The organism is uncultured Prevotella sp. (genome assembly GCF_946407605.1).
GTDB lineage: Bacteria > Bacteroidota > Bacteroidia > Bacteroidales > Bacteroidaceae > Prevotella.
The window spans coordinates 233,994-257,986 of sequence record NZ_CAMJOS010000001.1 but is presented as its reverse complement, the minus strand read 5'-3'; the positions used below and the strand labels follow the sequence as shown (position 1 = coordinate 257,986).

Below are 23,993 nucleotides of genomic sequence, written 5' to 3'. Positions count from 1 at the left end.
TTGCGCCGATGGTACTGCAATGCAATGCGGGAGAGTAGGAGGCCGCCATCTTTTTTAAGTAAAGCCCTGAGTCAGAAATGATTCAGGGCTTCTTTTTGTTGTTATACAGCTTCTAGCCATACTCTAAGCATACTCTAGCCATACTCTAGCCATACTCTAGGCATATTCTAGCCATACTCTAGGCTTACTCATTCAGTATGGGTAGAGTATAGGTAGAGTATGGCTACACTATGAGTAGTACGACAGATGTCCCCATCAATACCCTTTTTGGATTAGGACGTTATAACGTTATGTCGTAATAACGAAATCATGGTATAACGGAATAACGAAAACAAAAGAAAAAGGACAGACCAACGTCTGTCCTTTCTGTGCCGCGAGCGGGACTCGAACCCGCACAACCATTCCTGGTCAAGGGATTTTAAGTCCCTCGTGTCTACCATTCCACCATCGCGGCAGCAACTCTACTTTTCGTAAAGCGAGTGCAAAGGTACTGCTATTTCTCGGAATATCCAAGACTTTTCGTGACTTTTTTATCAGTTGTGTACAACAAGACGTCCCTCGGTGCTGTTGAAATTGACATAACGGTATTGGATAAGCATCTTGTCGCCATCATGTCCGTTTTCTGCTATATAGCCGTCGTCATTATCTTGATTGTACACTCGTTTGCATTTGTCGCATTCCAGAAAGCGTCCGTTCTTTGTCCAATGCAACTCGTATTTGGCAGCACCGTATTCTTCTAAACAGTTTGGACATTGCAGGTCGTAGGCCTTTAGACCGAAGGAGTTGGAGTGGCCTATGACAAGACCTCGCCCCGCTCCCATACTGGTATATGACAGCTTCTCGTTGCCGATAGCTGTTCTCATGACCAAGTCAAGATCGGACGCTTGCCATGACCCTTGGTTGGGCGTCAGCTTCAGATGTGTTACGCCTTGACTTGTATAGGGCTTCACAATACAGAACATGCCAGGACTACCCACAGCCCTTGTCAGGGCGCTGGTGGGGTAGAGGCTTGTGAAGAACACAAAGTTAACGGGGTAGTAAGTGTTGTATTTGTTTTCGGCACTACACGCCATGAGCAATATGATGCATAAAGCATAATGCTTCATGCATAATAATTTGCGCCATGTGTTCTTGAGTCGCATCATTCGCTTAATGCGTTCAGGAGTTGCTTCTCAGCCTGTTCTACACGCTCGAAAGCGAAACCTTCGAGCACACTCTGCATCAGGGCCTCGATGCGGTCGTTGCAGAGGTTGCCGATGCTGCCCTCATGGGTATGGTGAATGTCCTTGCAGGGCGTGAACTTGCCAGCCTCAATGTCGAGTCCAACCTTCTTGTAGGCATCGCGGAAAGGCATACCTTCAGCTGCCAGACGGTTCACCTCTTCAACGGAGAACATCGGGTCGTAGCGTGGGTCATCAAGGATATGGTCGTTCACCTCTATTTTATTAATGATATAGGCTGTCATACGCAGGCAGTCGAGCAACTCGTCGAAAGCAGGCAGGAAGACCTCTTTGATAATCTGCAGGTCGCGGAAGTAACCCACGGGCAGGTTGTTCATCATCAACGTGATCTGCTGGGGCAGGCTCTGCAGCTTGTTTGACTTCGAACGGATGAGTTCGAAGACATCGGGGTTCTTCTTATGAGGCATGATGCTCGACCCCGTGGTGCACTCCTTGGGTAGTTTCACAAAGCCAAAGTTCTGGCAGTTGAACAAGCATGCATCGAAGGCCAGTTTTGCCATCGTGCCAGCGATGGTGGCAATGGCGAAGCCCACGTTGCGCTCCATCTTGCCTCGGCCCATCTGTGCATAGACCACGTTATAGTCCATTGAGTCGAAGCCCAGCAGGTCGGTGGTCATCTGACGGTTCAGGGGGAACGACGAGCCGTAGCCGGCGGCAGAACCCAGGGGGTTGCGGTTGGTCATCTTATAGGCCGCCTGCAGGAAGAGCATATCGTCGGCCAAACTCTCGGCATAAGCACCAAACCACAAACCAAAACTGGAGGGCATGGCCACCTGCAGATGTGTGTAGCCTGGCATCAGCACGTCTTTATACTGATTACTTTTGGCAATAAGTTGGTCGAAGAGGTCCTTTACTGCTTCGGCCACCAGCTGGAGCTGATGACGCGTGAAGAGCTTCAGGTCAACGAGCACCTGATCGTTACGTGAACGGCCCGAGTGAATCTTCTTGCCCATGTCACCCAGTTTACGGGTGAGCATTAGTTCCACCTGTGAGTGCACATCCTCGATGCCGTCCTCGATGACGAACTCGCCGCGTTGTGCCAGCTCGTAGATGTTTCTCAACTCGTTGAGCAGTACAGGCAACTCGTCTTTGCCCAGCAGTCCGATACTCTCGAGCATGGTGATGTGGGCCATGGAGCCCAGCACGTCGTAAGGTGCCAGGTAGAGGTCCATTTCGCGGTCTCTGCCCACGGTAAAGCGCTCTATCTCGCTGTTTATCTCAAAGTCTTTCTCCCAAAGTTTCATAATTAGTGTAGAGTTTAGAGTGTAGAGCTTAGAGTTTGCTACCGCTGTAGAGCATGCCCCATCTTAAGGCGGTAGCAAACTCTACACTCTAAACTCTACACTATTAATTATACATAAGGAACCTGCGCCAGGGCGTCGGCAATTTTCTCTACGCCATCCTGGATAGGACCAGCCACCATGCCTGCCAGCATGAAGGGGATGTCGGCCTTTACCGTCACCTTCATCTTCGAGGTGGTCTCGTTGATGGGAAGCACCTGTATCCAGAGGTTGAAGGGCATAGGCGACTGCGTGGTCTCGAACTTGACGCATTTCGGCTCTTCACGCTCCACGATGCGCAGGGTTATCTGGCCAACAGGATCCACACTGATGGTTACTGAATCGTGGTCAAAAGAAAAATCCTTTACCTTGTCGGAAGGTACACGGTCGCGAACACGCTCCAAGTTACTCAGGTCGCTGATGTTGCGATAGACAGCCTCCTGTGAATAAGGAATCTGCTTGATGCTACTTTCAAATTTCTTCATAAAGCAATTGTTTTATACGCCCCAGACACTAGGATCCTTTCTCCATTCAGCCAGCACGGCCTTCTCTTCTTCCTTGATATAGCCAGTTTCGGCGGCCTGTTCGATGACGGCATCGTAGTTGCTCAGGGTGATGAGTTTGACACCAGCCTCGCGGAAGGCCTCTTCAGCAACAGGGAAACCATAGGTGAACGATGCCACCATGCCGATAACCTCAACACCATATTCGCGCAGGGCAGCTACAGCTTTCAGCGAAGAGCCACCAGTAGAAATGAGGTCTTCTACCACGATAACCTTCGAGCCCTTCTTGATCTCACCTTCCACTTGGTTGCCCATGCCGTGATCTTTCGGCTTCGGACGGACATAGCAGTAGGGCAGACCCAGCTCCTCGGCAACCAGCACACCCTGCGCGATGGCACCAGTGGCCACGCCTGCTACAGCTTCTGCCTCGGGGAACTGCTCCTGGATGACGTGACAGAGTTCCAGCTTTACAAACGAACGCAAACTAGGGTGTCCCAGCGTCTTGCGGTTATCTGTATAAATAGGTGATTTCCAGCCGCTGGCCCATGTAAACGGGTCGTTGGGCTGCAACTTGATGGCTTTGATGTCCATCAGTTTCTGAGCGAATTGTTTCTTGATATCCATAATGTTATGATTATTTTGAGTGCAAAGGTACAAAAGATAATTGAAAATTGAGAATTGAAAATTGAAAATTTTAATTATTTACTCTTTCGTCAGTCCGATGGAGAGGACGCTGATGCGAACACCTTCGGCTTTAGCCAGTTCCTGGGCACAGGAAATGACCGTGGCGCCAGTGGTGATAACATCATCGACAATCAGCAGGTGCTTGCCTTTTATCTTTTCAGCATCTACCAACATGAAGGCATCTTCTACGTTTGTTCGTCGTTCCATCGCTGTCTGATGTGTCTGACTCTGTGAGAAATGTTTTCTTCGTACTACCTTATTATATATAGGGAGGTGGGTCTCAAAACTGATGCCACGAGCCACTTGCTCGCTTTGGTTATAACCGCGTTCCCATAATCTGCGTCGGGTGATGGGTACAGGAACGATGGCGTCGATACCATCGAAGAACCCGTATGCCTGATGTCGGATGGCCATCAACTGGCCTATCCATTCGCCTGTTTCTGACTGTCCGTGATATTTCAGGTCGTAGATCATCTTACTGGTGACAGAGTGCGGACGGAAGAATATCCATGCCGAGACTTTTTCTACGGGAAACTGTCCCCAGAACAGTCGTGCCATCCAGTTGTCGTAAGGTGATTCGCAGTATGGGGTGACTGGCAGTTCTGACATGCATCGTGAACAGATTAGTGGCTCGTCGGCAGCCAGCCGTCGTTCACAGATGGTACATACCCTTGGTGATAACAGGTCCAGAAACTCACTCAGCAAACTCGTCCTCATCTTCTACCTCAATGCATTGTCTGATGATATCCATGCCGAATCCACGGCTCAGAGCGAATTTTATAAGTTTCATGGTGGCTTCATATTCGCTCTTGGCACGAATGCTTTTGTGCTTCTGTTTCAGCATGGGTTGGAGAATACGGATGTACTCGTCATCGTCAACCTCATCCAGCAGAGGCTTGCTGATGCTGTCGTCAATACGTTTCATCCATAGCGCCTGTTCCACTTTGCGGCGTCCCCATTTGTTATAGCGGATCTTGTCGTAGATGAAAGCTCGGGCAAAACGGGCATCGTCAACAAATCGTTCTTTGACGAGACGTTCCATGACCTGTGCCTGCTCTTCTTCGCTGACACCCCATCGCCTCATCTTTTCAATCATCTCCTGCTGACAGTGTTCGCTGTGTGCACAGAGGTCCGTGAGCTTTTGGTAGGCTTGCTTGCCCGTCATTTCTTTCTTTATAACCATGATTTCGTAAATCTTTGTTTGCCAAACTGGTCTTCTTTTATCTCTGTATGCCGGAAACCTTCCTGTTGCAGCATGACTTTCATCTCTTCCACACAGAGTGGATTGATTTCAAAGAATAGCTTTCCATCAGGCTTCAAGGCCTTGGCAGCATAATGAGTGATGGCACGATAGAATAGCAACGGGTCGTCATCGGGCACGAACAAGGCCTGATGAGGTTCAAACGCCAAAACGTTTCTTTCCATACCCGCGCGTTCCTTATTTAATATATAAGGTGGATTGCTGACAATGATGTCAAGACTCACCCCCAGCCCCTCCCTGTAAAGGAGGGGAGTGTTTAGTACATCTACTTTCTCAAACGACACGTTAACATTGGTACGTTTGGCGTTCTCTGCCGCTATTTGCAGAGCCTTGTCGGAGATGTCCCAGGCAGTCATGTGAGCTTCTGGGATGCCAAGGGCAAGCGTGATGGCGATGCATCCACTGCCTGTGCCAATGTCGAGGAAGGAGGTGTTTCTTTTTTCCTCTTTCCACTTTTCACTTTCCTCCAATACCCATTGGCAAAGCTCGTAGGTCTCAGGTCTTGGAATCAGTACGCCAGGTTCTACGTGGAAAGATATTCCGCCAAAATCAGCCTCGCCCAATACATACTGTACCGGCTCGCCAGTAAGCAGGCGCTGAAGAATTTCTTTCAGTTTGTTTTGGTCGTTTGCCGATAATTGTGTAACTTTGCCACAGAGAATATCGGTCATCGTCAGGTTGAAACATACCTCCAGCACGGTGCGGGCAATGGCTTTCGCCTCGCCAGTCTCATAGAGCGTCTGCAATGGATGCCAGAATTCTTCGTAGGTCATAACGTTTGCAAAGATACTACATTTAATTGATAATTGACAATTGATAATTGAAATTTTTATGACGGAAGACGAAAATTATATGTGGCGCTGCCTGCAACTGGCGCAGAACGGACAGCAGAATGCAAAGCCGAATCCAATGGTGGGAGCTGTGATAGTGGCTGATGGTAGAATCATTGGTGAGGGGTATCATGTGCGCTGCGGTCAGGGACATGCTGAGGTTAACGCCTTCGCCTCTGTAAGTGCTGAGGATGAGAAACTGCTGAGTGAGGCTACGGTATATGTATCGTTGGAACCCTGTTCGCACTATGGCAAAACACCTCCTTGTGCCGATCTTATTATCAAGAAAGGTGTGAAGCGTGTAGTGGTGGGATGTGTTGACGAGTTTGCCGAGGTGCAGGGTAGGGGCATCAAGAAGTTACAGGATGCCGGCATTGAGGTGACGGTAGGTGTGCTTGAAGATGAGTGCAAGGCATTGAACCGTCGTTTCTTTACCTATCACCGCTTGCAACGTCCATACATTATATTAAAATGGGCACAGACGGCTAATGGCTTTATAGATGATCATGGTCAGGCTTTGGCTATCTCCACACCGTTTACTCAGATGCTCAGTCATAAGTTGCGTGCTGAAGAAGATGCCATTCTGGTGGGACGTGTTACCGATGACCGTGAACACCCGCAGCTGACGGTTCGTCAGTGGGCAGGTCCGAATCCAAAGCGTTTGGTTATAGACCGTCAGCATCCATTAAATCTTGAGGTGCTTCATGCCCATCATATACAGTCGCTTATCGTGGAGGGGGGACGAAAGACGCTTGACTCTTTTCTGGCGCAAGGGTTGTGGGATGAGATTCGTGTGGAGACGAATATGCGTTTGACGGTAGGTGGTGGAACAAGAGCGCCACAACTTCCGGCTGATGCAGAAGTCGTGGCGCAACATGATTATGATGGTAATATGATTATTTCCTACCGAAGTCGGCTGGCACCTCGCCCCATTTCTGGGTCTCCCATTTGATGATGGGATTGCGGAAATTATGGGTGCGCAGCCAGGTCTCGGCGCGAAGGATAATCTGATAGAGCGGCTCCGTTTCAGGGGTACGCTCTAACTTGGTCTTGCACTGGCGCTTGTTCACCCAGAGGATGGCGTTGTAGGAGTCGGAATAGATGATTTTGTTATGCAGTCCCTTCTGCCAACAGAGGGCCAAGGCATGGACAATGGCCAGGAACTCGCCAATGTTGTTAGTTCCTTTCATGGGACCAAAATGGAATACCTGTGCACCTGTCTGCAGGTCGATGGCCTGATACTCCATAGGACCGGGGTTGCCGCTGCAAGCAGCATCCACAGCCCACGCGTCTGCCCTTACCTCCATGGGCAAGGGCAGTACGGTGTCGTGTCTATAGTCGGGAGGGTTCTGCATAGTCTTCATTGTTTGTTGCTATGGCATAGCAACATACATTACATGCGCTCGGGCACCTCGATGCCCAACAGTCCCATACCGTTTTTGATAATCTTTGCTACGTTCTTTGCCAGCATCAGGCGTACGGCCTTCTTTTGCTCATCGGGCTCGTTGAGGATGCTGAAGTCGTGGTAGAACTGGTTGAACACCTTCGTCAGCTCATAGCAGTAGTTGGCGATACCAGAGGGAGAGTAGTCCTTACCTGCCTGCTCCACGGCAGCGCCAAACTCAGACATCTTCTGGATGAGCTCGATCTCTTTCTCGCTTAATTGAGAATTGAGAATTGAGAATTGAGAATTTTGATTACCTGCCTTGCGGAGAATTGAGCGGATACGAGCGTAGGTGTACTGGATGAAAGGACCTGTGTTACCGTTGAAGTCGATACTCTCCTCGGGGTTGAACAGCATGTTCTTTCTTGCGTCCACCTTCAGGATGAAGTACTTCAGGGCACCCATACCCACGATACGGGCAATCTCGCGGCGCTCTTCCTCGGTCATGTCGTCAAACTTACCCAGTTCCATCGAGGTCTTGTAGGCATCCTCTACCATCAGTGCCATCAGGTCGTCGGCGTCAACAACCGTTCCCTCGCGGCTCTTCATCTTGCCGTTAGGCAATTCCACCATACCGTAAGAGAAGTGTACCAGCTCCTTGCCCCACTTGAAGCCCAGACGGTCCAGCAGGATAGAGAGCACCTGGAAGTGGTAGTTCTGCTCGTTGCCTACCACATAGATCATCTTGTCGATGGGGTAGTCTTGGAAACGCATCTCGGCAGTACCGATGTCCTGCGTCATATATACTGAAGTACCGTCAGAACGGAGCAACAGCTTCTGGTCCAGACCTTCGTTGGTCAGGTCGGCCCAAACAGAGTTGTCCTCGTGACGCTCAAAAAGTCCCTTGGCGAGTCCCTCTTCTACCTTGGCCTTACCCTTCAGGTAGGTCTGTGATTCGTAGTAAATCTTATCGAAGCCAACGCCCATCTTCTTGTAGGTCTCGTCGAAGCCGGCATACACCCAGTTGTTCATCTTCTCCCACAGGGCGCGAACTTCAGGGTCGTTGTTCTCCCATTTCACCAGCATCTCATGAGCCTCCTTAATCAGCGGAGCCTCCTGCTTGGCCTTCTCCTCGTCCATGCCCTGAGCCATGAGTTCCTTAACCTCCTCACGATAGTGCTTGTCGAAGGCTACGTAGTAGTCACCAATCAGGTGGTCGCCCTTCTTGCCAGACGATTCGGGTGTCTCGCCATTGCCGTACTTCAACCAAGCCAGCATTGACTTACAGATATGAATACCGCGGTCGTTTACGATGTTGGTCTTCACCACCTTGTTGCCGTTGGCCTCCATGATCTGGGCCAGCGACCAACCCAGCAGGTTGTTGCGCACATGACCAAGGTGCAAAGGCTTGTTGGTGTTGGGGGAGCTATACTCGATCATCACGAGGGGAGAATCCTCGTTTGCAGTCTTCATGCCGAAGCGGTCGTCCTGATCGATGGCCTGCAGTAACTGCAGCCATGCACCTTCGCCGATGCTCAGGTTCAGGAATCCCTTTACCACGTTGAACTTCTCAACAGCCGAACAGTTGCCGACCAAATACTGACCAATCTCCTGAGCTGTCTGCTCGGGTGATTTCTTTGCAGCCTTCACAAAGGGGAAGACTACCAGTGTCAGGTTACCCTCAAACTCGCTGCGTGTCTTCTGCAACTGCAGCATCTTTTCGTTAGCCTCCATGCCATAGAGTGCCTTCACGGCCTCACCAGCAGCTTGACTTATCAGTGTCTCGATATTCATAATCGCTATATATAATAATGTGGGGTGCAAAGGTACAATATTTTATTGGAATAGGCAAATAAAATGTCGGTTTGTTGTTTGATATGCCTTCGAAAGTGGCATAATTGGGGCCAGATACCTTAAATATGGTATTTTATTCTACAGCTCCAATTTCTTGATATAAAACAACCCAAAGTATAAAAAGTAATAATTTATTCGATTTTTGTATGTTTTTCGATTAAAAAGTAGTAAATTTGCAGCCGAATTTTATAATTTTCCGTTTATTATTAATTTTTTTAAGTTACTTATGAGTAAGAAATTTACATTTTCGTTGTTAGTGTTGGCAGCCACGCTGCTGGCATTACCAATCAATGCTCAGTTAGTAGTGAAGAAGCAGGCCAGGCCGCAATATGCGGCGCTGAAAGCTGGTCCGCTGAAGCCTGCTGATCTGAAGAAAGCTCAGGCCGCACGCCTGAAGGCTGAGAGTAAAAATGAAGGCCAAACCTTTACCGGACAAGACTTCGTCGGTATGATGAAAGCCTGTGTAGACAATGCACACAAGGAAAAAGCTGCTTTGGCAAAAGAGATGGAGCGTAAGCTCAATGAAACAATTCGTGGCCTTGAGAAATCTAATTATTTGCGTAATTCTGTTTTAGTTCAAATTCAAAGGCCTATTAATGGGTTGGATCGTCAGACTCAGCCCGTTATTAGTCGTTCAAGACTTGCAACAGGAGTTAGACAGGTGACACCTCCTGCAGAGGCCACTGTGGAGACATGGTATACCGCAGAAGGTTCGTTCTATGTCAATGGCTCGTCTGGTTGGCAAGATGCTACGGCAGATATGGAAACTGTCAGCGTGGCTATTGATGGTACTGATATCTACATCCAAGGTTTGGCATATTGGTTCGAAGAAGGATGGATTCAGGGAACAATTAATGGTACCACTGCTACTTTTGCCAATGGTCAGCTCGTAGGTGAAGATGAATATGGACCTGAGTACATTGTTGGCAGTGAAGATGGTCAGACAGTATCTGAAAGCATCGTATTCAACTATAGTGCGGAAGAAGGCGTTTTGGAGGCTGTTACAACATTCATCTTGGAAAATTCAAAAACAGACCAGGTTTCGCCCTATTGCTATTGGGTTTCTCCAACATTCTCCAAGAATGAACCTGTTGGTCCCGAGGTTGTTACTCCTCCTGCTGGCATAGAGGCAGTTGACTATGTAATGTCTTACACTACAGGTTCTTCCCCAGTAAAAGTCGCTGTTGACGGCAATGACGTTTACTTCCAGGGTATGAGTAGTTATATCCCCGATGCATGGGTAAAGGGTACTAAGGACGGTAATAACGTTACCTTCGCTGGCAATCAGTACATGGGTCAGTATTCTGGCTATGATTCATACTTCTTCTATAATGGTGCTACAACCTTCGTTTATGATGCAGAGGCCGATACTTATAGTGCTACTGGTCAGGTATTTGGCGTGTTGGGTGGAAAGTATTACGATGGAAATTATACTGATCCAGTTCTCAGCAGAGTTTATGAGATTGCTGCAACACCAGCAAATCCTGCAATTACAGATCTGCAGAATGGTGACTATGGTTGGTATATTACCTTCAATGTACCTCTTCAGGATACAGAGGGCAATCCTTTGGTGGCATCGAAGCTGTCTTATGAGATCTTTACGGATGTAATGGAAGTTGTTACTCCGCTGACCTTTACCCCTGCTACTCATTCCAAGTTGACAGAGGATATGACCGTGATTCCTTATGGTTTCACAGAGAACTACGACTTCTATGATACTCAGATTTATCTGAACGATCTCTATTCTGCTTCATGGAATAAGATTGGTATTAAGTCTATCTACACTGGTGGTGGTGAGACGCACGAGACTGAAATTCAGTGGTACACCATTAAGCCTTATGGTGAGGCTGTGGCTGAGACTGGCGCCAATGTTGAAGAACTGCCTTACAGCAATGCACTGGATTCTGAGGCTTCATTCGGAGAGTTTGGCGTTATCGATAGCAATAATGACGGTAAGACATGGTCATTTAGTGCTAGCAATGGTGCAAACTACAGCTATTCTTCTACAAATGCTGCTAACGACTGGTTGATTTCTCCTGCTATCAAGCTGGAGGCCGGTAAGAAGTATCATTTTGCTATTGATGCAAAGAACAATGGCTATACTGAGAAGTTTGAGGTGCTGCTGGGTGCTGAGGCTAAAGCTTCTGCTCTGACACAGTCCGTAATTGAAGAGCAGGTAGTCAATAATGCAGAATTTGTTACTTTTGAGAACGAGGCCGTTGAGGTTGCTGAGACTGGCTATTACCACTTTGGTATCCATGCTATCAGTGATGCCGATCAGTTCAGACTGATGGTCGCTAACTTCCTTGTTGAAGCAGGTGTTGAAGCTGATGCTCCTGCTGCTGTAACAGATTTCGCTCTTACTCAGACAGAAAGCAAACTGGAGGTGACTGTTTCATTCAAGGCTCCTACCAAGACTTCTGGCGGTGATGACTTGACTGACAACCTGACAAAGATTGAGATTCTTCGCGACGGTGCTGTCATTAAGACTTTGGAGAATGTTGCTCCTGGCGCTGAGGTGAACTATGTTGACAACGATGAGGCCCTGAAGGTAGGTACATATACCTATCAGGTGATTCCTTACAATGCAGCTGGAATTGGTGTGAAGAGCGAGGAGAAGAGCATCTTCCTCTCTGTTGTTCTGGATGTTCCTTATACCTTCGATTTCTCACAGAACTTGTTGGATCTCTTCGGTGTTATTGATAACAACGCTGATGGCAAGACCTGGTCTTGGAGTGCATCTAACGGTGCTTACTACCCATACAGTGGCACTAATGATGCTGATGACTATCTGATTACGCTGCCCTTCAATCTGGAGGCTAGTAAGACCTACAATGTTATTGTTGCAGCAAAGAACACGGGTTATGTAGAGAAATTCGAGGTGAAGGCTGGTAAGACTGCTACTGTTGAAGGTCTGACTGAGACCATTATTCCTGAAACAGTTGCTGAAAGTCAGGAAGCATTTATTGACTATGAAGGTATGTTCAAACCTGCTGAGGATGGTCAGTACTATATTGCTATCCACGCTATTTCTCCTGCCGATCAGTTCAATCTGCTTATCAGCTCGCTGACCATTGAACTCGCTCCTGAGGCTACAGCTCCTGCAGCTATTGCTGACTTTGCTGTTGCTGCTGGCGCAGAGGGCGCTTTGGAGGCTAACTTGTCATTCACAGCTCCTGCTAAGGCTATCAACGGTGAGGCTCTGACTGGTAATGTTGACGTGAAGATCTATCGCGATGGCGAGCTGATTAACACGCTGACAGGTTTTGCAGCTGGTTCTGCTCAGACTTGGAAAGATACCAACGTAGAGGACGGTAAGACCTATACATATTATCTGGTTGCAGCCAATGAGTCTGGTGATGGTCTGAAGTCTGAAAAGGCAAGCGTATATATTGGTGTTGACGAGTTGGGTGGTGTACCTGACTTTGCTGCTACTAGTGTAACTGCTTCTAACATTACCTTCACATGGAAACCTGCTGAAGGTGTACATGGCGGTTATATCAATACTGATGCTATCGTCTATACTGTTTACTCAATGCACATTGAAGAGGTAGAGATTATCCCAGGTTGGACTATGCAGGAACTTGTTGCTGATGATGCTCTTGCAACTGTAACTGGTGCAACAACTGCTACTGTTGACTTCAATACTTTGGTGGGTGACCAGGAATACAAGTACTTCGGTATCTCAGCAAGCGATGGTACTGATGAAACCGACCCTGCTGACGCTTACACCTATGTTTTGGTTGGTGCTCCTTATGAACTGCCTATTGCTGAAAGTTTCGTTGGTAACCAACTCCATTACAATTGGGAATCTAATGGTGGCTTAGGTATTGATAATGCTTCTTCTGATGGGGATGGCGTTGCCTTGAAGCTCTATAATGACGGTACCTCTGCTGAGGTGTTCTTCGCTCTGCCAAGAGTTGATTTGGCTTCTGCTGTTAACCCAACGATTATCTTCGATGCCAAGAATGGTCTGAATGTGGATAAGGTGAAGGTTATTGGTTCTGCTGACGGTGCTGAATACACTGTTCTTGGTGAGTTCGATATTACATCTGATTACACCACCATTAAGCAGGCTCTGAGCAGTGTCAAGGGTACGGCATTCTCTTCAGTAGGAATCCTTGCTACTATCCCAACAGCAAGCTTAAGCCAGTATGAGGACTATGTTGTCATCGACAATATCCGCATTGTTGACCTCTATGAGTACAACCTGACAGCTGATATCCAGGCTCCGAAGTCTGTTGTTGCTGGTCAGAAGGCCAAGATTGTTGCTACTGTAACAAATGAGGGTGAGAATGCCGCTGAGGGTTACACCGTAGAGATTAAGGCTAATGGTAAGGTTCTGACAACTGTTGTTGCCGATAAGGCTCTCGATTCTTTCGCAAAGGATGTTATCGAGGTTGACTATGAGACATCTGTATTCGACGAGGCTGGCGATGTAACGCTGACTGTTAATGTTGATTTCGGGAACGAGCTGTACCCCGATGATAACACTGCAAGCACCATTATCACTGTGAAGGAGCCTACTGCTATCGCTCCTGCAAGCTTGCTTGCTGAGGATAAGGGCGTTAGAGGCGTAGACCTGACATGGGCAATGTTTGAGGAAGGCGCTGAGGAAGAAGCAGCTGTTGCTAAAACAGAAGAATTCGAGGATCAGACCGTATTCGAGCCGTTCAGCCTTGGCGGTATCACCGCTGAGGAGCACTATGGCGCATTCGGTGACTGGACTCTGTACGATGGTAATGGTATCGGAACTTATGGCTTCCAAAACATTGAATTTGAGAATGCTTATCAGCCGATGGCATTTATCGTATTCGATCCAAATGCAATTTCTGAGAGCGTCGCTGAGACCTATGCGCCACATAGCGGTGATCAGTTCCTGCTGTCGTTCTGCCCCGTTGATGAAAACAGTAATGCTCCCGCTGCTGACCACTGGCTGATTTCTCCTGAACTGACTGGCGATGCACAGACCATCAGCTTCTTCGCTCGCACTGTCACTGACCAGTATGGTGCAGAGACCTTCGAGGTACTGGCTTCGTCTACCGACAATCAGGCCGCAAGTTTTGCAAAGGTTGCAGACTACTCTACCACAGCAACTGACTGGGAAGAATTCACCGCAGAACTGCCTGCTGGTTCTAAGTTCTTTGCCATTCGTCATACCTCTACCGATGTCTTCGGTCTGCTGGTTGATGATGTGACATTTGCTGCTGCAGGTGCTAGCGCTCCTGTTCCTACGGCATTCAACATCTACTACAACGGTGAGAAGATTGGAACCGCTGAGGCTGAAAAGACTTCTTACAATGTACCGTTCGAGAAGATTGCTGCCGGTGAGCAGGTATTCGGTGTAAGTGCCGTTTATGCTAACGGTTCTGAGTCTAAGGCTGTTACCGATACGATTACAATCGCACCTGTTGAGCCTGTGATTGCTGAGGGCAAGTACTACCTCTTGAATGTCGCTGCTGATGGCTATGTTGTTGGTGCCAACGACTGGGGTACTCGCGCTTCTATTACCAAGCAGGGCGGTCTTGAGATTGAGGCTGTATTGGCTAATGGTAAGTATGAGTTGACAACTGCATCTGTATATCCTGGTAAGCACCTTGGTTTCAATGGTTATGTTGACAATGGTGATCTTAGCAACTGGATTCTTGATCCCGTTGAAGGTAAGGATGGCGTGTTCATGCTGTCTACCGATGGAACAAATGTTCTGTTCTGGGACGGTGGTGAGGCTACCACGACTTCTGTAGGCGCAATGCCTGAGGTTGCTGAGAAGGCATACTGGAAGTTCGTTCCTGCAGAGGATCGTCTGGCTATGCTGAAGAAAGCAAACGCAGAGAATCCTGTTGATGCTACCTTCCTGATTGTGAACCCGAACTTTGGCCGCGCTTCAAACAAGGCTACTTGGCAGGGTGATGACTATGGCATTGGTGGTGCCAACGATAACTTCAATGCTGAGAAGTGGGGTGGTAACTCACAGCTCTTCGATGTACATCAGACTATTTCAGTGCCCGATGGTATCTACAAACTGACATGGAACGGTTTCTATCGTTACAACAATACCGGTGATAACACCAATGCAGTAGCTGTTGCAGCTCATGCTGATGGTACAGAGGTTATCAACTCGTTCGTATATGCAAACGACACTACCTTTGCTCTGACCAGTATCGCTGATGATGCCGCTGTTGCAGCTCTGACAGCTCTTGGTAAAGAACTTCCTTTCTCCCAGGGTGATGCAAGCTTCGCATTCAGCAATGGTATCTATGAACAGTCTGCTGAGATTATCGTTAAGGATGGTCAGCTGACCATCGGTGTCAAGAAGACCGATCATCCGGGTACTGACTGGACCGTTTGGGATAACTTCCGTCTGACCTATTATGGTGTAGAAGTTAATGATGACGATCCTGAGCTCGAAGCTCCCGAGGGTTGGACTAAGGCTATTGCCAACGGTAACCTGGCTGGCGACAACGTTGCAAGCTTCGTTTCTAAGGAATATCCTTCTTCTGACATCGTTCCTTCACGCATCGTTGCTGGTGCTGGTAAGAACAACAGCCGCGGTATCGTAGTGAAGGCTGGTGATGACACTGCTAATTCTGGTGCTCAGGCTTGGGATTCTCAGTTCTGGATCCAGCTGAACGAGAAGCTGCCCGAAGGCTCTAAGATTCACATTGAGTTCGACTACAAGGCTTCTAAGGCCGCTAAGGCTTCTACTCAGGCTCACTCTAATCCTGGCAACTATCTGCACTGGGCTATGATGGGCGACGTGAACTTCACTGGCGAGTGGCAGCACTTCAGCGCTGATGTTGATGTAACTGCTGCTATGGCTAAGGGCGACAACGGTAACGGTTCCGGTGACGGTCTGTTCAGCATTGCCTTCAACCTGCAGGAAGAGAAGTCAGCTGTTGACTACTACTTCGACAACTTCGGTGTATGGTATCAGATGCCTGTTGTTGATGGTATCAACGCTATGAAGAACGAGGAGAAAGCCAAGAGCATTTACAACCTGAACGGCCAGAAGGTGAACGTGACCAAGAAGGGTCTGTACATCAAGAATGGCAAAAAAGTGGTCGTGCGTAAGTGAGAATAAAGCTCAAGGTTGTGAATAAGTAATTCAGAACCAATAATAAAAAGAAAGGTGTAACAAATGTTGCGCCTTTCTTTTTTTTGTCTAATTTGTGTTACAGATTCATATTTTTTTTGTACCTTTGGCTCTGCCGAAGGTACTATCACTCGGAAATGAATAAGAAAAGTATATTTTCTTTTTGCATTTCTCTCGTTTTTTTTGTACCTTTGCAGCCAATTATTAAATATTCATACAATAATGATAACAAAACGATTGATGCTATGGGCCTTCTTGATGATGTCGGCCCTGATAGCAAATGCTGCTCCTCGCACTCAGGCACAGATGAAAGAGGCTGCTGCCAAGGCTGTTAATGGAGAGCGTCTCCTTAAGAAGATGGCATTGCGTAATGCTGCTACCATGAAGGTACTGAAGACTACTGATGAATACCAGATCATTGGTAATGAGCAGGGCGGCTTTGCCGTGATTGCTTCTGATGACTTGGTACCAGAGGTGCTGGGCGTTTCGATGTCAAAGTATTCAGAGGGACGCAATGAGAACTTCCAGTGGTGGCTGGAGGCTGTACAGGGTGCTGTGCAGTATGCTGTTAGTAATAACATCACACTGACAACCACTAAACCTAACCCTAGCAAGTATCCCACACAGGTGGGTCCATTGGTAACCACTGAGTGGGACCAGGGAGAACCCTACAACCGCCTGTTGCCTACATCTATCTATGGTGGAGGTCGTTGCGTAACAGGATGTGTGGCTACGGCTATGGCCCAGGTGCTGAATTATCATCAAGTTCCTGTGTGTGGTATCGGTAGTAGAACCATTTACTATCCTTATCAGAACTATACTGGTACACCGATTGCGGCTGACTTCGGTGAGCATGTCTACGACTGGGCAAACATGTTGGATATCTATTCCTATGGTAACTATAATGAGGATGAGGCTATGGCCGTTGCAGTACTGATGCGTGACTGCGGTGTGGCTGCCGATATGCAGTATGGCGGTTCAAACGATACAGAGAACGGCTCTGGTGCCTACTCTCAGGATGCCGCTGCAGGTCTGCGTACCTATTTTGGCATTGCAGAAGCAGAGTGTCTGGAGCGTGATAACTACACTGAGTCCGCTTGGATGGATATCGTTTATCGCGAACTGAGCGAGAACGGACCTCTTTATTATGGTGGTGCCAGCTGGTCGAGCGGTGGTCATGCTTTCGTGATTCATGGCTATAATGAAGATGGTAAGGTGTATGTTAACTGGGGCTGGAGTGGCGATGACGACGGCTACTACGATATAGCCCTGCTGAATCCTGGCTGGTATCACTTTGATATGCAGCAGGATATGATTATCGGCATCAAGGGCACTCCCCGTGAACTCACTGACGAGGTCATCGCACTCACTGAGGCTGGAACACTGAATACGATATTGGATGACGAGAAGATTGGTACGGTGGGTACGCTGAAGATCACTGGTGACATCAACTCTACTGACCTTCGTCAAATACGTCGTTTGGCTGGTGTCGACGAGAAGGGCGAGAAGACCCAGGGCTATCTGAACACACTCGACCTCTCTGAAGCTCGCATCGTTAGTGGTGGTGAGGCTTATCTGGTTGAAAATGGCAAACAGCTGACCACAGCTGACAACGAACTGCCTGTTAAGGCCTTCTATGACTGTAAGCGCCTGCAGAAACTGGTATTGCCTGCTGGCCTGAAAAAGTGGGGTGAGGGTGCTATTGGTTTGTGTTCCCAACTTCAAGTACTGGAGATTGGTGAGCTTGCTGCTGATGCCGATTTCGTTATGGAAGATGATATTTTATGGAATGCTGAGAAAACAGAGATTATTGCCGTGTTGCCAACCAAGAGCGGCGAACTGAATATCGCCAAGGGTACGGTAGCCCTGCGCGACTATGCTTTGGCTGGCTGTGGTCGACTGTCAAAGGTAGTGCTGCCTGCCAGCCTGACATTTATCGGTCGTGAGGCTATGAATGGTTGTGCCGGTCTGCAGGAGATACGCATCGTTAGCAAGGAAGTGCCCGAACTGGGAGGTGCTAATGTCTTTAACGGCATCTTCATATATTCTTGCAAACTGTATGTTCCTGCTGGAACAAAGACCAAATACTCACAGTTGGCACAGTGGAAGGACTTTAAAGGCTCTGACTATGACAATATCATTGAGTATGGTTCCAGTGTGAAGGTACGTAACGCCATCCGTAAGTATGGTGAGAAGAATCCCAAGTTTGTCTACTCTGTGTCTGGTGATCCCATTACTGGCGAACCTGAGTTGATATGTGAGGCTACGCCTGAGTCACCTGCCGGTAAGTATCCTGTTGTTGTCAATATGGGTACTATCACAACGGAGAATGTGGATCTGGTTGATGGTTACCTCATTGTTCAGAAGGTGGATGCCACAGCTACTGTGGGTAACTTCACCCGTGAGGAAGGACTGCCAAACCCAGAGTTTGGCTTTAGCTCTTACGAAGGTTTGATAGCCCTTGACTCTATCCCTGTATGGCTGGAAGAGCCTGTCTTTGAAACAACTGCCGATGAAAACTCACCCGTAGGAGAGTATCCCATTACGGTGAAGAGTGCTGTTGCCGAGAGCTATAATCTCACTTTCATTGCCGGTACACTGACCATTACAGAGGCTACAGGCCCCCGTGTGGTGACACCACCTGTCGACCTGCAAACCGAGGAGTGGTTGCTCACAGGTCAGCGCTATGATCCCAACGAGTATACCGTTGATGCTACACAGACGCTGAATATCGGCATACAAGGACAGGATGTCTATGTGCAGGGTCTAAACCTCTATCTGCCAGAGGCTTGGGTGAAGGGTACTATCGAAGACGGAAAGGTGACTTTCGCTGCCAACCAGTACTATGGTGACTTGGCAGATGATGACGAAACAACATATAACACCTATTTTGCAGGTTGTGACATCTCTTGGTTCGAAGGCGTGTCAACATTGCAGCCTGTCGATGTGACCTTTACGATGAATGAGGCTGGTGACCGCTGGACTACTGGTACGGTATTGGTGGTGAACACCCTGACAGACGGCATCGCAGGCTTTGACTTCCTGAAGGATGTGGTTCTGGCTAAGCCCTATGATGTGGCAGCTACTCCTAAGGCTCCTGCTATTGCCTACTACATGCCTTACGACAACGAAGAGGGTTATGGTGGTTTGTCACTGAATTTCCCACCCGTTGATGTGGATGGTAATCCGCTCTTGACAAGTAAGCTGAGCTATATTATATATAAGGATGTAGAGAGACTTGCTTCGCCTATTGTGATTCCTGCTCTTCAGGAAGATGGTGAGACTTATGTCGATATGACCGAGATTCCCTATAACTTCACTGATGGTTGGAATATCGAACCTCACGGTTATGCTGTTTACTTCTATGAGCCCAGCAATGCCTTCAATGCAATAGGAGTGCGGGCCGTCTATCGTGGTGGCGACGAGGTTCGTTTCTCGGATGTCACTTGGCTGAATCTCCAGCCTTATGCCGATGAGTCCACCGTCTTTGACTTCAATGCCCTGGATAAGGATACTACACCTTATTCTACGAGCTCATCAAATGCAGGCGATATCACCGAGGAAAAGGTGTTGACTGAGGAGAATGTGACATTGACAATCTCGCCTTGCGAAGTGGGTAATACCCCCAACCGCTACTGGCTGGACTATAACCTGCAGGCTATCCAGCTGAGGCTTTATGGTGGTAGCCTTACCTTCGAGGTGCCTGATGGTTGCACGATGGAGAAGATTTACTTCTACGCCAGCGACTGGAATGATTACAACGAGTTCGACAATGGCGAGTTCGACGGACAGATATGGGAGGGTTCTGCCAATAAGGTGGTGCTTACCATTGATGACGGTAATCCCAATACAAAACTGAATAAGATTGCTGTGGTGGTCACAGGCGAGCCTATTATTGAACCTACTGGTATCAGCACCTTGGGTCAGAGCGTAGAGACTATGCGCACCTTCGACCTGATGGGTCGCGAGATACAGGGTAAGGGCAAAGGCCTGGTAATCGAAAAGATTCGTACGGTCGACGGACAGATAAAGACTATCAAACGTGTACGTTGATATCGATTGACAAAACAATAATAAAAAGCCTCCGATATGGTAAACACTGTATCGGAGGCTTTTTTATTATATTAAATATGGTGTTATTTCGATGAGGCGCTATTCATCTCGTTTTGGATTTTCATGATTTTCTGCTGACGCTCCATCGAGAACAGGCCGCTGTGCTGATCGCAGTAATAGAAGATGGCATAGGCTTTCTCCAGTAGCTGCTGTCTAATGGGCAGCGAGTGGAGTGGGCTCTCAGCATAATAGAGCTCTGCCAGCATCTCCAGTCTTTGAAAACGTTCGTTCTCAGGATATTGACTGATGGCATCGACAGCATCCTCAAGTGTGGCTGCGTGGTAGAACTCGTATGGACCGCCCAGATATCGCTGGTACATCAATCGTAGCTCTTCCAATTTCTTTTCGCGGTCTTTCTTGTTCTGTAGCCATATCAATGCTTGGGCAAACTCTTCGACCAACCGAAGGAAATAATCTTTTTGTAACATGGTTCTATATGGTTTTTGTTCTTGTTTGCAAAAGTACAAAATAATCTATAAACCATGTGCTGTTTAGATAGAAAAGTTTTGTCTAAAGGTATGGATTGACCTTAAATGTGTTAAATAAATATAAATATTTGGTTGTGGGGAGCATGTGATGCATGCTAAAAAGAGAAAAAGCAGTACCTTTGCAGTCCGATTATTTGGGGAGAGTCTTAGAATCCCCGCGGGCGTCGTGTAAATAGTGACTATCTTTGGCCGGATGGCACGGTTTGTGAATCGGCGTTCAACACACAACTTTATAAAGTAAAAGAACTGTTTTTTAGTAAATTTAAACGAAGAAATGAACACTTTAAGTTACAAGACCGTCTCAATTAACAAAGAGACAGCCAAGAAGGAGTGGGTCGTTATCGATGCTACCGATCAGGTAGTGGGTCGTCTCGCTTCAAAGGTCGCAAAACTGATTCGCGGCAAATACAAGCCCAGCTTCACTCCTCATGTGGACTGTGGTGACAATGTCATCATTATCAATGCTGCCAAGGTGAAGTTCACCGGCAAGAAGGAAACCGATAAGGTTTACACCCGTTATACTGGCTATCCTGGTGGTCAGCGCTTCAACACTCCCGCAGAACTGCGCAAGCGTCCTGATGGAATGGATCGCATCCTCCGCCACGCTGTTAAAGGCATGCTGCCCAAGGGTCCCCTCGGTCGCAGTCTGCTGAATAACCTTTACATCTATGATGGTACAGAACACAAGCACGAGGCTCAGCAGCCAAAGGCTATTGATATTAACCAGTATAAATAATAAATAGGAGATGGAAGTAATTAACGCAATAGGTCGTCGTAAGAGCTCAGTAGCTCGCGTTTATCTGTCAGAAGGTACTGGCAAGATCACGATCAATAAGAAGGACTTAACCGAATATTTCCCCTCAGCTATTCTGCAGTATGTGGTTAAGCAGCCACTGAACCTGCTGGAGGTCGCTGAAAAGTATGATATCAAGGTCAACCTCGACGGTGGTGGTTTCACTGGTCAGAGTCAGGCTCTCCGTCTGGCTATCGCTCGTGCACTGGTCAAGGTTAACGAAGAGGATAAGAAGGCATTGAAGGATCAGGGCTTCTTGACACGTGATAGCCGTGAGGTTGAGCGTAAGAAGCCAGGTCGTCCCAAGGCACGTCGTCGCTTCCAGTTCAGTAAGCGTTAATCATACTGGACTACGTTTAGCATCTAAACTGGCGGGACTCTCCCTAGGATTGCCTAGGGCAGCCTAGAATAGCCTAGAAAATCTAGGAGTTCCTGGTCTTGACTACCCTCCAGCTGATCTAACAAAGATTAAAAAGAAAGTAAACAACAAAATTAAAGAATTAAAAAAATGGCAAGAACAAATTTTGACCAACTGCTGCAGGCCGGCTGTCACTTCGGCCACCTGAAGCGTAAGTGGAACCCCGCCATGGCTCCCTACATCTACACTGAGCGCAATGGTATTCACATTATCGACCTCCACAAGACTGTCGTTAAGATTGACGAGGCAGCTGAGGCTCTGAAGAACATTGCCCGTCAGGGTAAGAAAATCCTCTTCGTAGGTACTAAGAAACAGACTAAAGAAGTGATTGCCGAGAAGGCAACCAGCATTAATATGCCTTACGTTATCGAGCGTTGGCCGGGCGGTATGCTCACCAACTTCCCCACCATCCGCAAGGCTGTGAAGAAGATGGCCAATATCGATAAGCTGATGCAGGACGGTACCTTTGGTAACCTGTCAAAGCGTGAGCTGCTGCAGGTAACCCGTCAGCGTGCTAAGCTGGAGAAGAACCTCGGTTCTATCGCTGACTTGACCCGTCTGCCCAGCGCTCTGTTCGTGGTTGACGTTCTGAAGGAGAACATCGCCGTGAAGGAGGCTAATCGTCTGGGTATCCCCGTGTTTGCTGTTGTTGATACTAACAGCGATCCTAAGGATATTGACTACGTAATCCCTGCCAATGATGACGCTAAGGATAGCGTAGAGGTTATCCTCAACGCTTGCTGCGCTGCTATCTCTGAGGGTCTGGAGGAGCGTAAGGCTGAGAAGGCTGACGAGAAGGCTGCTGAGGCTCAGGCTGATGCTGAGGCCGAAGAAGTGAAGCCCAAGCGTACCCGTCGTACTCGCAAGGAAGAGGCTCCCGCAGAGGAGGCTCCCGTAGCTGAGAAAGAGGCTCCCGCTGCAGAGTAATCTCGTGATAACGTAATAACGTAATAACGAAAAAACATTAAAGACAATGGCAATTTCAATTGACGATATCAAAAAACTTCGCGCTATGACCGGTGCTGGTCTGGCTGACGTGAAGAAGGCTTTGACAGAGGCTGAAGGTGATTTCGACCGTGCTAAGGAGCTGCTCCGCGAGCGTGGTCTGGCTATCGCTGCCAAGCGTTCTGACCGTGAGACTTCTAACGGTTGTGTACTCGCAAAGGTAGAGAACGGCTTCGGTGCTATCCTCGCCCTGAAGTGCGAGACCGACTTTGTGGCTAATGGTGCTGACTTCATCGCTCTGACCAAGAGCATCCTTGATGCTGCTGTGGCCAACAAGTGCAAGACACTTGACGAGGTGAAGGAACTGGACATCAATGGCCAGAAGGCCAGTGAGGCAGTGACCCAGCGTTCTGGTATTACTGGTGAGAAGATGGAACTCGATGGCTATCAGACCCTTGAGGGTGCTAATATCGAGGCATACGACCACATGGGTAAGCACACTCTGTGCACCATGGTTCAGACCAACAAGGAGAACAGCGAGGCTGGTCACAAGTTGGCCATGCAGGTTGCTGCTATGAAGCCCGTTGCCCTTGACGCAGCTAGCGTTGACCAGAAGATTCTTGACGAGGAGTACAAGACTGCTGTTGAGAAGACCAAGCTGGAGCAGGTTGAGAAGTATGTAGAGATGAAGTTGAAGAAGGCTGGTATCAACCCCAACCTTGTTGACTCTGAGGATCACATCGAGAGTAACATGGCTAAGGGCTGGCTGACTCAGGAGCAGGCTGACGAGGCTCGCAAGCTCATCGAGACCGCTAAGGCCGAGGGCGAGGCTCAGCTGAAGATGCCTATGATTGAGAACATCGCTAAGGGACGTGTCAATAAGTTCCTGAAGGAGAACTGTCTGGTTGACCAGGAGTTCCAGTTCGGCGATGGCGACAAGGCTACTGTAGCTCAGTGGCTGAAGGCACAGGACAAGGACCTGGCCATCACCGCTTTCCGTCGCTTCACGCTCGTTGCAGAGTAATTTGAAACATAATTGAATAAAAAAGAATCGGCATTGTTTGCGCAATGCCGATTTTTTTTATTATCTTTGCAAGCGATTAAGA

General features: G+C 48.2%; 17 protein-coding genes and 1 tRNA gene. 7 read left to right on the top strand and 11 right to left on the bottom strand.

Features of this window, described 5'->3' with window-relative positions; genetic code table 11:
• Positions 1-369: 369 nt before the first annotated feature.
• The 8 genes from Q0R57_RS01010 to prmC all read right to left on the bottom strand — a co-directional run bounded on the left by Q0R57_RS01010 (position 370) and on the right by prmC (position 5,742).
• Positions 370-454 (bottom strand) — tRNA-Leu (locus Q0R57_RS01010).
• 79 nt (positions 455-533) lie between these two features.
• Positions 534-1,145: a hypothetical protein gene (locus tag Q0R57_RS01005; protein WP_294743000.1), complete on the bottom strand. Its 612-nt coding sequence runs from the start codon at positions 1,143-1,145 to the stop codon at positions 534-536.
• Entirely contained in the window at positions 1,142-2,485 is a 1,344-nt protein-coding gene (argH, locus tag Q0R57_RS01000) for an argininosuccinate lyase (RefSeq protein WP_294742998.1), read from the bottom strand. Before argH ends, Q0R57_RS01005 begins: the two co-directional genes overlap by 4 nt.
• A gap of 107 nt (positions 2,486-2,592) precedes the next feature.
• Complete coding sequence (locus Q0R57_RS00995) at positions 2,593-3,006, bottom strand: SRPBCC family protein (protein WP_294742994.1); 414 nt, start codon at positions 3,004-3,006, stop codon at positions 2,593-2,595.
• Positions 3,007-3,018: 12 nt separating this feature from the next.
• Entirely contained in the window at positions 3,019-3,651 is a 633-nt protein-coding gene (pyrE, locus tag Q0R57_RS00990; RefSeq protein WP_294743018.1) for an orotate phosphoribosyltransferase, read from the bottom strand.
• Positions 3,652-3,726: 75 nt separating this feature from the next.
• On the bottom strand, positions 3,727-4,425 hold the full coding sequence (locus Q0R57_RS00985) for a ComF family protein (RefSeq protein ID WP_294742991.1): 699 nt from the start codon (positions 4,423-4,425) through the stop codon (positions 3,727-3,729).
• Positions 4,403-4,891, bottom strand: a complete 489-nt coding sequence (locus Q0R57_RS00980; RefSeq protein WP_294742989.1) for a regulatory protein RecX — start codon at positions 4,889-4,891, stop codon at positions 4,403-4,405. The genes Q0R57_RS00985 and Q0R57_RS00980 overlap by 23 nt, the downstream gene beginning before the upstream one ends.
• On the bottom strand, positions 4,882-5,742 hold the full coding sequence (gene prmC, locus Q0R57_RS00975; RefSeq protein ID WP_294742986.1) for a peptide chain release factor N(5)-glutamine methyltransferase: 861 nt from the start codon (positions 5,740-5,742) through the stop codon (positions 4,882-4,884). Before prmC ends, Q0R57_RS00980 begins: the two co-directional genes overlap by 10 nt.
• Before the next feature lie 58 nt (positions 5,743-5,800).
• Between prmC and ribD the strand changes: the two genes are divergently transcribed.
• A complete protein-coding gene (gene ribD / locus Q0R57_RS00970) occupies positions 5,801-6,751 on the top strand; it encodes a bifunctional diaminohydroxyphosphoribosylaminopyrimidine deaminase/5-amino-6-(5-phosphoribosylamino)uracil reductase RibD (RefSeq protein ID WP_294742983.1) in 951 nt (316 codons plus the stop codon).
• Here the strand turns inward: ribD and Q0R57_RS00965 are convergent.
• Complete coding sequence (locus tag Q0R57_RS00965) at positions 6,696-7,163, bottom strand: RNase H family protein (RefSeq protein ID WP_294742981.1); 468 nt, start codon at positions 7,161-7,163, stop codon at positions 6,696-6,698. The genes ribD and Q0R57_RS00965 overlap by 56 nt on opposite strands.
• A gap of 29 nt (positions 7,164-7,192) precedes the next feature.
• The gene (gene argS / locus Q0R57_RS00960; protein ID WP_294742979.1) at positions 7,193-8,977 is read right to left on the bottom strand and encodes an arginine--tRNA ligase; all 1,785 of its coding nucleotides are present in this window, start codon (positions 8,975-8,977) and stop codon (positions 7,193-7,195) included.
• A 286-nt stretch (positions 8,978-9,263) separates the two neighbouring features.
• Between argS and Q0R57_RS00955 the strand changes: the two genes are divergently transcribed.
• Entirely contained in the window at positions 9,264-16,112 is a 6,849-nt protein-coding gene (locus tag Q0R57_RS00955) for a choice-of-anchor J domain-containing protein (RefSeq protein ID WP_294742976.1), read from the top strand.
• Between the two features lie 240 nt (positions 16,113-16,352).
• Positions 16,353-20,183, top strand: a complete 3,831-nt coding sequence (locus tag Q0R57_RS00950) for a C10 family peptidase (protein WP_294742974.1) — start codon at positions 16,353-16,355, stop codon at positions 20,181-20,183.
• Positions 20,184-20,266: 83 nt separating this feature from the next.
• Here Q0R57_RS00950 and Q0R57_RS00945 read toward each other — a convergent pair whose 3' ends face one another.
• On the bottom strand, positions 20,267-20,671 hold the full coding sequence (locus tag Q0R57_RS00945; protein ID WP_294742973.1) for a hypothetical protein: 405 nt from the start codon (positions 20,669-20,671) through the stop codon (positions 20,267-20,269).
• A gap of 334 nt (positions 20,672-21,005) precedes the next feature.
• On the opposite strand from Q0R57_RS00945, the gene rplM reads away from it, so the two are divergent.
• The 4 genes from rplM (at position 21,006) to tsf (ending at position 23,911) form a co-directional block, all read left to right on the top strand.
• Positions 21,006-21,467: a 50S ribosomal protein L13 gene (rplM, locus tag Q0R57_RS00940; RefSeq protein ID WP_294742971.1), complete on the top strand. Its 462-nt coding sequence runs from the start codon at positions 21,006-21,008 to the stop codon at positions 21,465-21,467.
• 10 nt (positions 21,468-21,477) lie between these two features.
• Positions 21,478-21,864 (top strand): 30S ribosomal protein S9, encoded by a 387-nt coding sequence (gene rpsI / locus Q0R57_RS00935; protein ID WP_294742969.1) that lies wholly within the window; start codon positions 21,478-21,480, stop codon positions 21,862-21,864.
• Between the two features lie 168 nt (positions 21,865-22,032).
• Complete coding sequence (rpsB, locus tag Q0R57_RS00930; RefSeq protein ID WP_294742967.1) at positions 22,033-22,869, top strand: 30S ribosomal protein S2; 837 nt, start codon at positions 22,033-22,035, stop codon at positions 22,867-22,869.
• Positions 22,870-22,915: 46 nt separating this feature from the next.
• Complete coding sequence (gene tsf, locus Q0R57_RS00925; RefSeq protein WP_294742964.1) at positions 22,916-23,911, top strand: translation elongation factor Ts; 996 nt, start codon at positions 22,916-22,918, stop codon at positions 23,909-23,911.
• The last annotated feature ends 82 nt before the right edge of the window (positions 23,912-23,993 follow it).

Coding starts and splice junctions, on each gene's coding strand:
- Q0R57_RS00985 (WP_294742991.1), bottom strand. CDS start 4,425: ATGAGGACGAGTTTGCTGAGTGAGTTTCTGGACCTGTTATCACCAAGG.
- Q0R57_RS01005 (WP_294743000.1), bottom strand. CDS start 1,145: ATGATGCGACTCAAGAACACATGGCGCAAATTATTATGCATGAAGCAT.
- Q0R57_RS00950 (WP_294742974.1), top strand. CDS start 16,353: ATGATAACAAAACGATTGATGCTATGGGCCTTCTTGATGATGTCGGCC.
- argH (WP_294742998.1), bottom strand. CDS start 2,485: ATGAAACTTTGGGAGAAAGACTTTGAGATAAACAGCGAGATAGAGCGC.
- ribD (WP_294742983.1), top strand. CDS start 5,801: ATGACGGAAGACGAAAATTATATGTGGCGCTGCCTGCAACTGGCGCAG.
- tsf (WP_294742964.1), top strand. CDS start 22,916: ATGGCAATTTCAATTGACGATATCAAAAAACTTCGCGCTATGACCGGT.
- rpsB (WP_294742967.1), top strand. CDS start 22,033: ATGGCAAGAACAAATTTTGACCAACTGCTGCAGGCCGGCTGTCACTTC.
- rplM (WP_294742971.1), top strand. CDS start 21,006: ATGAACACTTTAAGTTACAAGACCGTCTCAATTAACAAAGAGACAGCC.
- Q0R57_RS00955 (WP_294742976.1), top strand. CDS start 9,264: ATGAGTAAGAAATTTACATTTTCGTTGTTAGTGTTGGCAGCCACGCTG.
- argS (WP_294742979.1), bottom strand. CDS start 8,977: ATGAATATCGAGACACTGATAAGTCAAGCTGCTGGTGAGGCCGTGAAG.
- Q0R57_RS00965 (WP_294742981.1), bottom strand. CDS start 7,163: ATGAAGACTATGCAGAACCCTCCCGACTATAGACACGACACCGTACTG.
- Q0R57_RS00995 (WP_294742994.1), bottom strand. CDS start 3,006: ATGAAGAAATTTGAAAGTAGCATCAAGCAGATTCCTTATTCACAGGAG.
- Q0R57_RS00980 (WP_294742989.1), bottom strand. CDS start 4,891: ATGGTTATAAAGAAAGAAATGACGGGCAAGCAAGCCTACCAAAAGCTC.
- prmC (WP_294742986.1), bottom strand. CDS start 5,742: ATGACCTACGAAGAATTCTGGCATCCATTGCAGACGCTCTATGAGACT.
- rpsI (WP_294742969.1), top strand. CDS start 21,478: ATGGAAGTAATTAACGCAATAGGTCGTCGTAAGAGCTCAGTAGCTCGC.
- Q0R57_RS00945 (WP_294742973.1), bottom strand. CDS start 20,671: ATGTTACAAAAAGATTATTTCCTTCGGTTGGTCGAAGAGTTTGCCCAA.